Genomic DNA, 13,826 nt, shown 5'->3' with positions numbered 1-13,826 from the left:
AAGGCTAAAGGCTAAAGGCTAAAGGCTAAAGGCTAAAGGCTAAAGGCTAAAGGCTAAAGGCTAAAGGCTAAAGGCTAAAGGCTAAAGGCTAAAGGCTAAAGGCTAAAGGCTAAAGGCTAAAGGCTAAAGGCTAAAGGCTAAAGGCTAAAACAACAAAAGCGGGCTTTGAAGCCCGCTTTTGTTGTTTTAATAAAACGCGTCATTGCGAGGAACGAAGCAATCTCTATGCTATACAGAGCCCCTCTGCTAATTGGAGATTGCTTCGTTCCTCGCAATGACGCGGTTATTTGTGCATGTACAACACTTTACTCTGTAATATGATAAGTATAAGCCTGGGTTTGCTGCATTTTTGAGCGTACCCGTTTCAGGCTTTGTTCAATATCTGTCTTTTCCAGATTTTCGGTTACTTCCATAAATGCTTTTTGATAGGCTTCCAATGCTTTTGTCCATTGCTTGTTTTTTTCATAAAACAGGCCCAAAAGATCATAGATCCCCGCAGCATCGGCACCGGGTGTATTTAAAGCTTTGATGGATATCGTTGCCACCTGTTTTTCCATATTCAAAAACACCAGCAGATCAAGATAATGTGTATAATTATCAGGAAACGATGGTTCCAGTTCCATACAGGTTTTAAAATGGTAACCCGCTGTTTGATAATCTTTTATTTCGTAATAGTATATAATGCCTAACTGGTAATGTGCCCTGGCATATAAAGGATCATTGCTGATGATCTCGTTCAGCAAATTAAGTCCTTTAGGGGTTTCTCCAAATGATAATTCATCAACGGCCTGCAAATACTTTTCTTCGATAGTATAATAAGTGTCCATAAATTTTGTAGTGTCGTAAGCTTACATTACGCAAACTTTAAATTGAATAAATAATAATGATGTAAATTCTGTCCGGGTAATGATGTTTGCTATACCGGACTTGAGAAGAGTATCATTGATGCATAACCTCTCTGCAGTGCCCCCTTGGGCCACATCATATTTTTTAAGCAGAGTGAATTATTAAACAGCATCATTTATTTTTTTACAAATTTACACTTATTGATCGAGAAAACAAATGCATAGCAATAAGTTGACAGAGAACTGCTTAAAAGCGTAGAGACGCATCACATGCGTCTCCTTTTTTCCTATAATTTACGCAGCTATCGCGGCATTTGCTTTAGTGCCTTCTATCAAAAAATTGTTCTTCAATTCTTTTTCAGATACGATCACACTGAAATCATCATATTTTATGCCATGCTCCAAAGGGTATAAGGTATACCCTCTTTTTAAAGCATCGTATGTGCCCAGTTCAAAGATCTCGTCTTGTTTTTTTCCTTTTATCTTGGCGCCACTTACCAACTGGTAAGCGTCGTTTATGGTTTCAAAATTGTTGTTCTTCATAGGATCATCACCATACAATTACTTTGCCATTTTTTAGCTGAACCAATCAAAAAGATCATTTTGCTTTAAATCTGACTTTTGTTTGTTGTTCAGGTCCCTTAATACCAGTCCTTCGCTCATCTGTATAACGCGCGTGCCATAATTATAAGCATCCTTTAAGTTATGGGTGATCAATATGGCAGTCAGTTTAAAATCAGTGATCAGTTTATCAGCCGTACGCATCACAACATCGGCTGATCGTGGGTCGAGCGCGGCGGTGGGTTCATCCAGCAGCAATACCTTGCAACTATCCATCACACTCATTAACAGTGTTAAAGCCTGGCGCTGCCCACCAGAAAGGGTGCCCATGGGCTGGTCAATCTTGGTTTCAAGTCCCATGCCCAGGGTGGCAATCTTTTCCCTTACCTGTTGTTTAAATTTATCATTAATACCTATGGATAAACCTTTGGCTTTGGTACGTATGGCCGCCAATCTGAAATTGTCCAAAATGCTCAGATCGGATGCGGTACCGCTCATGGGATTCTGGAAAACACGGGCAATCCACTGGCTTCGTTTATAATCTTGTAGTTTACTTACATCGGTATTATCAATGCTGATGCTGCCTGCATCCGGAAACACGCTACCAGCCACCAGGTTTAGCAGCGTGGTTTTACCCGAGCCATTGGAACCCACGATCACCAGAAATTCGCCGTCTGTAATGTTTAGGGTGATACCGTTAACCGCGTTTACCTGGTTAGCCTTACCCTTATTAAAAACTTTATGAACATCGTTAATAGCTATCATGATGCTTTTAATAATGATAAACGTGGTAAACTGACTATTAACAATACAAACCCGGCAGTAACTATTTTAAGCAGGTTGGCATCAACTCCAATAGATAAAGTAAAGGCCAAAACCAATTGAAATACCACTGCACCAGCCAGCACCAATATCAAACTAAACCACACACTGGTAATCCGGAACCAATTGATCAACGTTTCGGCAATGATAACTGAGCCCAACCCTACTATCACAATGCCTATCCCCATGCTGATATCGGCAAAGCCCTGAAACTGTACGATCAAATAACCGCTAAGCGCAGTAAGCGCATTTGCCAACGCAAGGCCGGTAATTTTCATGCGATCGGTATTTACTCCTAAAGCCCTGATCATCGATTCGCTGTTGCCTGTTGCCCGCATCGCTATCCCGAAATCTGTTTTAAGCAGGTAACCAATTAAAAAAGTGATCACCATAACAAATACCGCCAGTATCCAAAAGGTGTTCTGATTAGGATCAGTAACTACATGCAGTAACGAAAACAGCGATGGCACATTGATGAGGGGCAAATTTGATCGCCCCATGATGGTAAGGTTCACTGAATAAAGCGCCGTCATGACCAGGATACCGGCCAGCAGCGCATTTATTTTTAATTTAGTATGGATTAGCCCTGTTAACGCCCCGGCTATGCCGCCCGCAATGATCACTGCCGGTAAAATAATATAGGGCGACTGATGATGTGTAAGTAACGTACCGGTAACCACCCCACCCAGCGTATAGCTGCCATCGGTAGTAATATCTGGTATATTAAATATCTTCATGGAGATATAGATACCCAGCGCGAGTGCCGAAAAGCAAAGTCCCTGTAGTAAAGCGGTAAGGTAAAAATCCATTTATTTAACAGCCTCGAAATTTGACGGGATTGTAATGTTATACTTTTTGGCAGCCGCGGGGTTATACACCCGCTTCCTGATCTTCACCATTTGAGGCGTTAAGCCATCGGTTTTGTGATTTTTAAGAAAGTATGCTGCCTGTTCGCCCGCCTGATAACCCCATTGGTAAATATCGGCACCAAAAGCAGCTATCGCTCCGCGCTGTACCAGGCCCGCCTCACTTGTAAATATCGGGACATTCTTTTCATTGCAGCTTTTCAATATAGTCTCGAACGAGGCAAAAACCGTATTATCAGGATTAGCGAAAAAGGCATCGATGTTTTTACTTAATAACGATTGCGTAACCAGCTGCGCATCGGCCGATGTATTGACTGGCAAGGCAACTATAGTTACATTTTGTTTTTCGGCCAATGATTTGATGCGGCTAAGTGCGTCTGTTGATTGTGGTTCTGACTGGTTATAGATCATACCGATCACCAGCTTGGCTCCCTTGGGTTTAAGCAGTTTGGGGATGATAGAAAATGAAGTATCAATATAGTTAAGATCCTCAAGCGCGCCAAAAAGATTGGCAGGTGCCTTGCCACCTGCGTCGACTACTTTCATACGCTCAGGAACCGGTGATACCATGGCAAAAACCGGAATAGTTTTGGTGTTTTGCAAGGCAGTTACCGTTGCCAAAGTAGTACTGGTGGCCAGCAGATCTACATTTTCAGAAATAAAATAGTTCACGATCTGCGTAAGCGTAGGGATATTGCCCTGGGCGTTGCGGTATTCTATCTGTACCGTTTTTTTATCCTCGCTAAAGCCCTCCTTTTTCAAAGCGTCGGTAAATCCTGTACGGGCTTGCGCTATGGTAGCATCCTCAAAAGCATCCACAAAACCAACCACAGGTACAGCGGTTGATTTGGGTTTGGGCTTGCATGATACTATAGATATAAGCAAAAAAACAGCGGGTATATATTTTAGAAACTTCATTGTACTAAATTATGTGATTAACGCTAAAGGTAACAACAGAACGGTAAAAGGTGAAATTAGTTTGACCAATATCCCCATATTTGGGTAGATACTCTTCCCGTTTTTGCCGCGAAGTATTCGTTGCAATTAATCTCTTTGCAGTCGCCCGACTCCAGGTCGTAAGTGTTCAGAAGAAATAAAAACGTTGTCATTTCGACGAGGAACGAGGAGAAATCTTATACGACCTCCAAATTCGCTTTGCATTACGTAGAAGATTTTTCGCTATCGCTCAAGAGATAGTTTCTCTTTCGCCCCCGTGCCCTTGCCACCCCATGCTTTTTCGAAATGACAAATTTTTATAGAAATAATTCTTCCGAACACCTATGGGCTCCAGCCGAGCGACTGCGGGGGCGCCTGACTGAAGAAATTCAGAGAGCTATCAACTCTGCTATCAATCCTGCCTGCGCCGCATTGATCTTTATTTTTGCGGTACCTACATCAAACCAGGCTGCTTTATCCACTTCGGGAAATGATTGCATTTTGCCTGAACGGGGTGGCCATTCTATTTCAAAATGATTGCTTTTGATAGTAGTATGATCAATATCCCCCTCAACGGCCCAGGCTTGCACAGTTTTACCTCCTTTTTGAGTAATGGGTTTTAAGAGGATAAATTCACCGTTAATAACCTGTCCGGTTTCTTCTCCAAATTCACGCCTCGCAGCATCCAGTGGGTCATCACCCTCTAAAAATTCACCCTTGGGGATCGACCAGCTGCCATCATCCTTATTCCTGAAAAACGGACCGCCGGGATGCACCAGGAAAACCTGCAGTTCGGCTGCAACCCTTCGGTACAACAGTATTCCGGCACTTTGTTTGCGCATAATTAATATTTAAAAGCAAGTTAATAAAAGCACAATGTTTTATTGTTATTTTTATGACAACCTAATACTTTTTAATAGCATATGACAGACGACAGGTGGACAAAATTTAAACTAACTGCTGATTTTAATACAGACGTTCGCAGTATTTACGAAGCCTGGGCCACCCCCGCCGGGCTCGAGAGCTGGTTTTTACGTAAAGCCATTTTTTGTGCCATAGCCGGGCGGCAGCGCGACGAGGATGAATTTATTAAAAAAGAAGATACTTATTCCTGGTACTGGCATGGCTACGGTGATGAAACTGTAGAATATGGACAGGTATTGGAAAACAATGGCTCCGATCTGCTCAAATTCACCTTTTCGGGCGGCAGCATAGTTACCATTGATATTCAGAATAAATATGGCCTGACCTTAATTGAACTGACCCAGGAAAACATCCCTGAAGAAAACGACCCCGCAAAAAACCTTTACGTGCAATGCCAAATTGGGTGGACATTTTATTTAACCAACCTAAAATCGATAATTGAAGGTGGCAAGGATCTACGGAATAAAAGAGTGGACCTGTTTACCAGTTTTAAATAAAATAATAACGCCGTCATGCCGAACTTGTTTCGGCATCCCACAGGATGAGTTAACCGACATGTTTTACAGCATTACATATGAGATGCCGAAACAAGTTCGGCATGACTTCAAATTTTTAAAAATGAATTTCATTTTATCCTGACAAAAAACAACAGTAATATATTTAGCTTTGGCACCAATCAAAAAATCCCCCTTTAGGGGGCTGGGGGGCATATGTTTACAGGAATTATAGAAACATTAGGTAAGGTTGCTGATCTGCAACAAGATCAGGGCAATTTAAATATCACTATTGAGTCGGCCATTTCGCATGAGTTAAAGATCGATCAATCGGTAGCGCATAACGGCGTTTGTTTAACGGTGGTGGCGCTGGCTGATGGCTTGCATACCGTTACCGCCATTGAAGAAACACTGAACAAAACCAACCTGGGGCATTTGAAAGTTGGCGAACCTGTAAACCTGGAACGCTGCATGCAAATGAATGCCCGCCTTGATGGTCATATTGTACAGGGCCACGTTGACCAAACCGCGGTTTGCACCGTATTTAAAGAACTTGACGGCAGCTGGGAATATACATTTGAGTATGATGCAGCCACCGGTAATGTAACTGTTGAAAAAGGATCTATCTGCATTAATGGCATCAGTCTAACTGTGGTAAACTCTCAGGCCAACAGCTTTTCGGTAGCCATTATACCTTATACTTTTGAGCATACCAACCTGCATAATGTACGCGAAGGATCAGTAGTGAACCTGGAGTTTGATATTATTGGCAAATACGTAGCCCGGTTAATGCAGCGTTAACGCGCCAGTTCGTTAAGCCTTGATTTGGAATAGGTAATATACTTTTGCTGCTTTTCGGGTGGTTTGCTGGCTGTGTATTTTTTATAGTACTTTAAGGCAAGCTGCTTGTTTTTCAGGTCGGTATCGTAAACCGAAGCCAGTAGATAATATAGTATCGGTTTCTCCGAAAATTGTAACGCCTTTTGATAAGCCCAAACAGCTTTTTGATATTTTTTGCGCACCTCGTAACTATCGGCCATTTCCGTGTAATAATCGCCGATGTTAGATGATATACCTTCCTTAATGGCGTTGTCGAGGCTCTGGATTGCTTTGGGCTGATCTTTAAGCGCTTTATATGCCAGTGCGGCTACGTAAAAACTGGTTTCTGATTGCTCCATACCCGGGATATCGGCAAAGGTTTCTACACTGCAGGCGTAGTTTTTGAGATTGTAATAAGCCACGCCAAGCTTGGTTAACACATAACCCGAATGATTACCCAGGTCTATCAATTTTAAACAGGTATTTTTAGTTTCTTCAAACTTATCCTGCGATGAAACCAGTTTAAGAAGGCTTTGTAATAAGATCATGTTGTCAGGATCCTGGGCAATGGCACCGTTCAGTACTTTTTCGGCCGCGGGATATTGTTTCAGATTTACATACAAGTCACTCAAATCGGAAGCCACATCGGGCTCGGCCGGATTAATTTTATTGGCCTTCTGCAAATAATAGATCATGCTTCCAAAATCGGCTTTATCGCCGGCAATTTTGCCCAGTTGCTTGTACACCAGAAAATTAGTACTGTCTTTTTTGGCTATCATTTTATAATAAACTTCGGCCTTTACATTATTACCCCGGCGCAGGTTAATGGCGCCCAGGCTAAACAAGGCCACCGTATTGGTGGAGTCGGTATCGTATATGCGCTGATAGTATCCTTCCGCGTCGGGAAGTCGCCCGGCCATTTGCGATGTATAAGCCAACTTGCTCAACACCTGTACATTGCTTACCGGTTCGGGGTATGTTTTTTTCAGATAATCTGCGGCTTCTGCAAAGCGCTGATTTTGGTAATAATCGAGCAATAAGGAGTCATTTGCAGCAGACGATTGCTGGGCGAATAACGATGTGATGGAACACATTAAAAAAGAAAAGATAAATACCGATTTCATATCAACTAAATTATTAGTTATAGATGATATATACAAATTTTAAACAATTTTTATTGTTAGGGGTTAATGAGGTATACTATAAATTAAAAAAATAAACACTATGGATAAGTTAAAGAAGTTTGGACTGATGGAGAAAATTGTCCATGAATTAGAAGATCTGAAAAATAGTCAGCAAGCCATTATCACCAAGCTTGCTAAAATAGAGGTAGACAACATGGAACTGGGTGATAAGAGACTGGAAAAAGACCTGCCCGATATGCACCAGCGCGTATCTGATAATCTGGACAACATAGTCAGCATCCTTGCTGATTTTGCAAATCAGACCACTAATTATAGTGACAGCAACAATATTCAGGCACTAAAGGAACAGGATGCTATTAACAAATTATAAAAAATAAGCCCCCGGATTGGGGGCTTATTTTTTTGCCGCCTTTTCGTCGCTCGCTGCCGCAAGCGTTTCGGTTTGCGGTAACGGTGAATCTATGTGTCGTATAATAGTTTCTCGCTCCAGTCGAAATGACAAATCAAAGAAAAGATACGTCATTCCGAACGAGGTACGAGGAGGAATCTTATACGCAGGATCTACCTATCATATATCATTTTTCACCTCCCTCAAGAGATAGTTTCTCCTTCCGGTCGAAATGGCATCAGGGGAATTAAAAATTTTCATGAATATATAAATCACAACAGGTTAATTTAATAACTTAGTATCTATAACCAATTAACCAATCTTAAAACTATTAAATCATGAAAAAACTAACCTTGCTGTTTACCTTCATGGTAACTGTTTTCGCCTGTGCAACGGTGTGTGCCCAGACTACCAACGACCAAATGGTTGCCGAATGGCAGCGTGCCAAAAACTACACCAAAGCCTACCTTGATGCCATGCCCGATGATGGTTACAGCTTTAAGCCAACACCTGAAATGAGGTCGTTTGCGGGACAAATGCTGCACTTAGCTGACGCCAATTATGGTTTCACCTCCGGGGTAAGCGGCAAACCAAGTCCGCTTGGAAAAACATCGGCCGAAAAAACTATTGAGCAAACAAAGGCAGCTACTACTAAAGCGGTAATGGACAGTTATGATTTTGCGATCAGTACTATACAGGGCATGACCCCGGCACAGCTACAGGAAAGCATGAAAATTGCCGGTAAAGATCTGTCAAAAGCCACTGTTTTAGGTAAAGCCTTTGAACATCAAACTCACCATCGCGGGCAAGCAACAGTTTATCTGCGTTTAAAAGGAGTAACACCACCTCAGGAAATGTTATTTTAAAAATATTCGCAAGCGTTAATACAAAAGCCCGGCTATTAAAGCGGGGCCTTTTGTATTATATTTTTTTACCTGCCGACTACTGATATTGTATGTAAATAGGCGCAGGCTTCAGGCTTAAAACCTCTTTGGGCGTAAGCATACGGTGAGGCACATTTTTAATATCGTTTTTATAAAACAGTTTAAAACCTGTGAACTGTACCGGCTCCTGGGTTATAAAATATTTATAAGTGCCTTTTTTTAGTTCGGGGCCGCCCCAGCCATCCATATCCATTACAAACTGTACATCGCTGCGTAGTTTGATATCCTGGTAATTGGTTACCATACGTTTGGTAAAACGGTGCACTACAAAAATTTTAGGTGGCAGGTTATATTTTTTAGCTAAGGAACTTAAATAGCCGGTTACATAGTTAATATCGTCGGCATCAAATGTGCCGATGCGTTTACCGGGTACACTCCCCTCTTTCATTGAAAATTCAGGGTCGATGCCAAAATGTACATTGGGCATACGCAGGTATTTCTCCAATAGCGGCAATTCGGTTTGTACTGTACTAAAACCAACCTGTATATCTAAAAACACGATAGCGTTGATCTGTTTGGCCATATCCAATACCTTATCTATCTGGCTAAAAGGCATCCGCAAATTATGCAAGCCATTGCGGCCGGCATCGGCCTGGGCAGTAACACAGATGTAATGCAGTGCGGGTACAACCGGTGTAAGTGTATCGGCTTCCTCCCATACCTTAACCTCGGCTTTTAACTTGGCTAACATTTCTTTTGGAGCATATTGGCCCAGTACGCCCATGTTTTTGGAGTACATATTACCATAATAAGCAACCACCCTGTTGAATGGCAAAATAGCGCCGGGTGATGGATAAGGTGCTTTTTTAACCGGCCAGCGGCCAGTTTTATCGCCATTGGCCAGCCGTTTCATTAAAGAATCGTACTGTAGCGTATCAAGTACCGGGATGCTTTTAAGGGTGGTATCCTTAGAAATATTATTTGCGTAAACCTTATTAAAAGAACCAATTAAACAAACRGCAGTAACTGTTAACAATGCAAGTCCCGTTTTGATTCTCTTCAATTTTATAAAGTTTAATTTGATGTTAATGTATATTATTCAATACTCTTGCCCCGCATAGCCGTGCTAATAGCCTGATCCATCAGGCGCTCAGCAAATGGACGCGTAAATTCATTTATTTCGTCAATACGCTTCAATATCAGATCCTTATCGCCTGTGGCTATAGCAGCTTTTAAAGCCGCCAGATGCTCATTGGTTTTTTCAGTTTCTTCAGTTGTAACGTAGCTGCCGTTCTTTTGCAAAAACCGCTCCACAGTGTAAACCATTTGTTCGCCTTCGGTGCGGGCTTCTATCAGCATACGCTGGTTTACATCGTCTTTTGCGTGGGTTATGCTGTCCATCAGCATTTGCTCCACCTGCTCATCAGTAATGCCATAAGTGGGTTTTACCTCTACCTCCTGCTTTACGCCCGAGCGCAGTTCAATGGCCTGTATGGTAAGTATACCATCAGCATTCAGCAAAAAGTTAATATCCACCTTAGGGAAACCAGCCGGCATGGAGGGGATGCCTTTCAGATTAAACTCGGCCAGTTTACGATTCTCTTTTATCAGGTCACGTTCACCCTGGTAAACGGCAATTTTCATATTCACCTGTCCATCAACCGAGGTAGTGTATTGCCTGCCCCCTTTAGTAGGCACTTTGGAATTACGCGGGATAATGACATCCATTAAACCGCCCATGGTCTCGATACCTAAAGAAAGCGGGGTAACATCCAGCAATAAAATATCTTTACGGTTACCGGCCAAAATATCAGCCTGTATAGCAGCGCCCAGGGCAACCACTTCATCAGGGTTCAGATCATCATGTACCGGGCGACCAAAAAATTCGGCCACCATTTTTTTCACCAACGCTGTACGTGTAGAGCCGCCAACCATGATCACTTCATCAATCTGGCTGATAGTCAGTTTAGCATCCTTCAGCGCGTTTTGGCAGCAGGTAATGGTTTGCTGTACCTTGGGTAATATCAGCTCCTCAAAAGTGTTTCGGTCAAGGGTACACCAGATATCGCCTATTTTTTCGTTAAACAGGCTTTGATGGGCAAATGCTTTTTTGGCTTCTTCGGCTTTAAGACGCAATTGCTGGGCCAGCTCGTTATTGGCTATAATTTCGGCCTTGTTCAGGTTATTTTTTTCTATCCAGTAATCAACAATGATACGGTCAAAATCATCACCACCTAAAAAAGTATCGCCATTTGTTGCCAGCACTTCAAAAATACCGTTCTGTATTTGCAGTATAGATACATCAAACGTACCACCACCAAGGTCATATACGGCTATAGTTTTTGTTTCCTCGGGGTCAAGACCTATACCATAAGCTAAACTCGCGGCGGTTGGTTCATTTACAATACGTAATACATCCAAACCGGCCAATTTACCCGCATCACGTGTGGCTTGCCTCTGCGAATCGTTAAAATAAGCAGGTACGGTAATAACCGCACGGTTTACCGGGGTTTTTAGGGCATGTTCAGCGCGGGCTTTCAGCTCTTTTAATATCAGGGCCGATAGCTCTATCGGTGTATAAAACTTATCGCCAACCTTAATCTTTACCAGGCTTTCGGTATCATCATCAATAACCTTGTACGAGAAAAAGTCTTTATAATTTTCAATATCGTGGTAGCTGCGGCCAAGCAAACGCTTAACCGAGAAAACGGTATTCTGAGGATCGGTAATTAAAAACTCCTTAGCCTCGTTACCCACCAAAACATCGCCGGTTGAGCCAAAATGCACTATTGAGGGTACTAAAACACCTTTGCCTGTATCATTAATTACATGCGGGTTTTTATCCGGGTTGATGAACGCCACAAGGGAGTTTGTAGTACCCAGATCAATACCTACAATAATATCTTCTTTTTGTAATGAACCTGTTGCCAGGTTGATAGAAACTTTAGCCATTGTATTAACTTAACAAGCCGCAAATGTACTTAGTTTTGATTGATGGTGTGTCTTTTCAATCTCGAATTATGTTTTTTGTATGAATCGGGATTTTGTCTGAACCGGGATTAAACAGATTAAGGGATTAATGGGTACCAACCGTATTTGTCATCCTGAGGAACGAAGGATCTATTCGTGAACATGTATATCGGTAAATAGATTTTTCACTGTGTTCAAGATATAGTTCTTCGCTCCTCAGAATGACAAAATTTTATTGAATCCGGGCAATCCCTTAATCCCTCCAAATCCCGGTTCAGACAATTACACAACTAAAGATTCAGCCGATTTAACCCGGGTTTCAACCACTATTAATGACAATAGCAGTATCAGGCCGATTGCAAAAAAGCAATCAAGTACCAGCGCTGAGTCGCGCATTTCGTGGGTTAAGGCTTCTACAAAGCCAAAGGTGAATAAGCCTACTACAATAGACAACTTTTCGGTAACATCATAAAAACTAAAATACGAAGCCGTATCCGGAATATTCTGAGGAATGTATTTGGAAAACGTAGACCGCGACAGCGACTGCACACCTCCCATAACCAATCCTACTATAACGGCAGCCGCATAAAACTGGTGCGCATTTGCTACAAAGTAAACGCTCCCACATATAAGGCACCAGATACCTACTATACCTGCTAATACCTTGGTATTACCGTACCTGGCCGACATTTTTGCCGTTATAGCCGCGCCGATGATGGCTACAACCTGTATGATCAGGATGATTGCGATCAGGTCTTCTTCCGGCATTTTTAACTCTTTGGCCCCAAAATTAGCAGCAACCAGCAAAATGGTTTGCACCCCTACCGAATAAAAGAAAAAAGCTGGCAGAAAACGTTTTAACAAAGGTAGTTCTTTTACCTTCTTCCAAACTTTGCCCAATTCCTTAAATCCGCCCGTTAAAACATTATATTGATGCGAATCTGCATTAGGCTGTCCTTTGGGCAGCAGGTAAAACGCGATGAACGAGAAACCTATCCACCAGATACCTACTATGAGAAATGATAAACGTGCAGCAACATCATCAGTAATACCAAATGTTTTGGGCGACAATACAAACACAAAACAAAGCACCTGCACCACAATGCTACCCGCAAAACCATATATGAAACCTTTAGCACTTACCGCGTCCTGCTGATCTACAGTGGCTATTTGTGGCAGGTATGAGTTATAAAATACAAAACCACCGCAATAACCTATAGATGCCAGTCCATAACAGATCATACTGAATGTAAACGTGTTCATAGTAAAAAAGAACATACCGGCACAAGCCAAACTTCCCATCCAGGTGAACAGTTGCATATATAGCTTTTTATGCCCCTTATAATCGGCAATAGAGGTTAATATAGGCAGCATAACCACTATAATGAGATATGACAAGGCTAATATGTAGGTAGAAAGTACAGTGTTGATGTATGGATGACCAAAAAAGGTTACCATGTCGCCATTCTGTTTATTGGCAGTGATGGCCACATAATAGGCCGGAAAGATGGTAGAGAGAATAACCATATTATAAGCCTGGTTAGCCCAATCAAACATGGCCCAGGCCCAAATGGTTTTCTTATTGTTTTTAGCTGCTTCCATGAAACTTTTGAATGATTATTTTATACCGTAATGATCATTCATCAGTTTTACAAAAATAGAGCCCGGCAATATGGCTTTAAGTGTAGGCACAATAGTTTGCCCAAGCGCGCCTACCAGGTAGTTGTGAGCGGGGTTAGATTTTGCTACTATTTTACAAACCTGTGCTGCTACTTTACCAGGGTCGCCGCCAATGCTTTCGTCTTTTTCCATGCTGGCTACAGCAGCTTCAAATTCTTTTTTAAGTTTTTCGTTTGGCAAGGTAAATGGTAATTTTTCACGGCTGCCGGTAAAGTCTGTTTTAAAATCGCCGGGATTAATCACCGATACTTTAACACCTGTATTTTGCAGCTCCATGCGCAGGCTTTGGGAGTAACCTTCAATAGCAAATTTTGAGGCACTGTATAAACCCTGGTATGGCAAGCCAAACAAACCTGCCAATGAACCTATGTTGATCACCAGACCCTGCTTTTTTTCGATCATGCCGGGCAAAACGGCGCTGCATACCCGTACCACACCAAAAAAGTTCACTTCAAACTGTTTCTTAGCAGCGTCAACGGGCATGGCATACAG

General features: G+C 42.1%; 15 protein-coding genes. 4 read left to right on the top strand and 11 right to left on the bottom strand.

Features of this window, described 5'->3' with window-relative positions:
* Positions 1-305: 305 nt before the first annotated feature.
* From AC1DRQ_RS25380 to AC1DRQ_RS25355, 6 genes are all read right to left on the bottom strand, one after another.
* Positions 306-827, bottom strand: a complete 522-nt coding sequence (locus tag AC1DRQ_RS25380) for a tetratricopeptide repeat protein (protein ID WP_429399369.1) — start codon at positions 825-827, stop codon at positions 306-308.
* 312 nt (positions 828-1,139) lie between these two features.
* Positions 1,140-1,388 carry a hypothetical protein gene (locus AC1DRQ_RS25375; RefSeq protein WP_429399368.1) on the bottom strand — a complete coding sequence of 83 codons (249 nt, stop codon included), beginning with the start codon at positions 1,386-1,388 and terminating at the stop codon, positions 1,140-1,142.
* A gap of 33 nt (positions 1,389-1,421) precedes the next feature.
* A complete protein-coding gene (locus AC1DRQ_RS25370) occupies positions 1,422-2,171 on the bottom strand; it encodes an ABC transporter ATP-binding protein (protein ID WP_477428000.1) in 750 nt (249 codons plus the stop codon).
* Complete coding sequence (locus tag AC1DRQ_RS25365; RefSeq protein WP_477427999.1) at positions 2,168-3,037, bottom strand: ABC transporter permease; 870 nt, start codon at positions 3,035-3,037, stop codon at positions 2,168-2,170. The genes AC1DRQ_RS25370 and AC1DRQ_RS25365 overlap by 4 nt, the downstream gene beginning before the upstream one ends.
* Positions 3,038-4,012: an ABC transporter substrate-binding protein gene (locus AC1DRQ_RS25360; RefSeq protein ID WP_477427998.1), complete on the bottom strand. Its 975-nt coding sequence runs from the start codon at positions 4,010-4,012 to the stop codon at positions 3,038-3,040.
* 407 nt (positions 4,013-4,419) lie between these two features.
* A complete protein-coding gene (locus tag AC1DRQ_RS25355; protein WP_477427997.1) occupies positions 4,420-4,872 on the bottom strand; it encodes an NUDIX hydrolase in 453 nt (150 codons plus the stop codon).
* A gap of 81 nt (positions 4,873-4,953) precedes the next feature.
* On the opposite strand from AC1DRQ_RS25355, the gene AC1DRQ_RS25350 reads away from it, so the two are divergent.
* Positions 4,954-5,451 (top strand): SRPBCC family protein, encoded by a 498-nt coding sequence (locus AC1DRQ_RS25350; protein ID WP_477427996.1) that lies wholly within the window; start codon positions 4,954-4,956, stop codon positions 5,449-5,451.
* Between the two features lie 213 nt (positions 5,452-5,664).
* The gene (locus tag AC1DRQ_RS25345; RefSeq protein ID WP_477427995.1) at positions 5,665-6,249 is read left to right on the top strand and encodes a riboflavin synthase; all 585 of its coding nucleotides are present in this window, start codon (positions 5,665-5,667) and stop codon (positions 6,247-6,249) included.
* Here AC1DRQ_RS25345 and AC1DRQ_RS25340 read toward each other — a convergent pair.
* Positions 6,246-7,391: a tetratricopeptide repeat protein gene (locus tag AC1DRQ_RS25340; RefSeq protein ID WP_477427994.1), complete on the bottom strand. Its 1,146-nt coding sequence runs from the start codon at positions 7,389-7,391 to the stop codon at positions 6,246-6,248. The genes AC1DRQ_RS25345 and AC1DRQ_RS25340 overlap by 4 nt on opposite strands.
* Before the next feature lie 100 nt (positions 7,392-7,491).
* Here AC1DRQ_RS25340 and AC1DRQ_RS25335 point away from each other — a divergent pair, with 100 nt between their 5' ends.
* Entirely contained in the window at positions 7,492-7,782 is a 291-nt protein-coding gene (locus AC1DRQ_RS25335; protein WP_429399360.1) for a hypothetical protein, read from the top strand.
* Between the two features lie 356 nt (positions 7,783-8,138).
* Positions 8,139-8,666: a DinB family protein gene (locus AC1DRQ_RS25330; RefSeq protein ID WP_477427993.1), complete on the top strand. Its 528-nt coding sequence runs from the start codon at positions 8,139-8,141 to the stop codon at positions 8,664-8,666.
* A 76-nt stretch (positions 8,667-8,742) separates the two neighbouring features.
* On the opposite strand, the gene AC1DRQ_RS25325 is transcribed toward AC1DRQ_RS25330, so the two are convergent.
* From AC1DRQ_RS25325 to AC1DRQ_RS25310, 4 genes are all read right to left on the bottom strand, one after another.
* Positions 8,743-9,747: a hypothetical protein gene (locus AC1DRQ_RS25325; RefSeq protein ID WP_429399358.1), complete on the bottom strand. Its 1,005-nt coding sequence runs from the start codon at positions 9,745-9,747 to the stop codon at positions 8,743-8,745.
* Positions 9,748-9,779: 32 nt separating this feature from the next.
* Positions 9,780-11,636, bottom strand: coding sequence for a Fe-S protein assembly chaperone HscA (gene hscA / locus AC1DRQ_RS25320; RefSeq protein ID WP_477427991.1), 1,857 nt, complete (start codon positions 11,634-11,636; stop codon positions 9,780-9,782).
* 300 nt (positions 11,637-11,936) lie between these two features.
* Complete coding sequence (locus AC1DRQ_RS25315; protein WP_477427989.1) at positions 11,937-13,256, bottom strand: MFS transporter; 1,320 nt, start codon at positions 13,254-13,256, stop codon at positions 11,937-11,939.
* 15 nt (positions 13,257-13,271) lie between these two features.
* Positions 13,272-13,826, bottom strand: a 555-nt coding sequence (locus tag AC1DRQ_RS25310; RefSeq protein WP_477427987.1) for an SDR family NAD(P)-dependent oxidoreductase, incomplete at its 5' end; no start/stop codon positions are given.

The sequence above is a fragment of the Mucilaginibacter sp. P4_E8 genome, assembly GCF_056401495.1.
The sequence above is the reverse complement of the archived record's forward strand: the minus strand, read 5'-3'. Positions and strand labels throughout refer to the sequence as shown.

Bases quoted from the DNA above. Each gene is read 5' to 3' on its own strand.
- AC1DRQ_RS25375 (WP_429399368.1), bottom strand. From the start codon at position 1,388: ATGAAGAACAACAATTTTGAAACCATAAACGACGCTTACCAGTTGGTA.
- AC1DRQ_RS25330 (WP_477427993.1), top strand. From the start codon at position 8,139: ATGAAAAAACTAACCTTGCTGTTTACCTTCATGGTAACTGTTTTCGCC.
- AC1DRQ_RS25340 (WP_477427994.1), bottom strand. From the start codon at position 7,391: ATGAAATCGGTATTTATCTTTTCTTTTTTAATGTGTTCCATCACATCG.
- AC1DRQ_RS25355 (WP_477427997.1), bottom strand. From the start codon at position 4,872: ATGCGCAAACAAAGTGCCGGAATACTGTTGTACCGAAGGGTTGCAGCC.
- hscA (WP_477427991.1), bottom strand. From the start codon at position 11,636: ATGGCTAAAGTTTCTATCAACCTGGCAACAGGTTCATTACAAAAAGAA.
- AC1DRQ_RS25360 (WP_477427998.1), bottom strand. From the start codon at position 4,012: ATGAAGTTTCTAAAATATATACCCGCTGTTTTTTTGCTTATATCTATA.
- AC1DRQ_RS25345 (WP_477427995.1), top strand. From the start codon at position 5,665: ATGTTTACAGGAATTATAGAAACATTAGGTAAGGTTGCTGATCTGCAA.
- AC1DRQ_RS25370 (WP_477428000.1), bottom strand. From the start codon at position 2,171: ATGATAGCTATTAACGATGTTCATAAAGTTTTTAATAAGGGTAAGGCT.
- AC1DRQ_RS25350 (WP_477427996.1), top strand. From the start codon at position 4,954: ATGACAGACGACAGGTGGACAAAATTTAAACTAACTGCTGATTTTAAT.
- AC1DRQ_RS25335 (WP_429399360.1), top strand. From the start codon at position 7,492: ATGGATAAGTTAAAGAAGTTTGGACTGATGGAGAAAATTGTCCATGAA.
- AC1DRQ_RS25365 (WP_477427999.1), bottom strand. From the start codon at position 3,037: ATGGATTTTTACCTTACCGCTTTACTACAGGGACTTTGCTTTTCGGCA.
- AC1DRQ_RS25380 (WP_429399369.1), bottom strand. From the start codon at position 827: ATGGACACTTATTATACTATCGAAGAAAAGTATTTGCAGGCCGTTGAT.
- AC1DRQ_RS25315 (WP_477427989.1), bottom strand. From the start codon at position 13,256: ATGGAAGCAGCTAAAAACAATAAGAAAACCATTTGGGCCTGGGCCATG.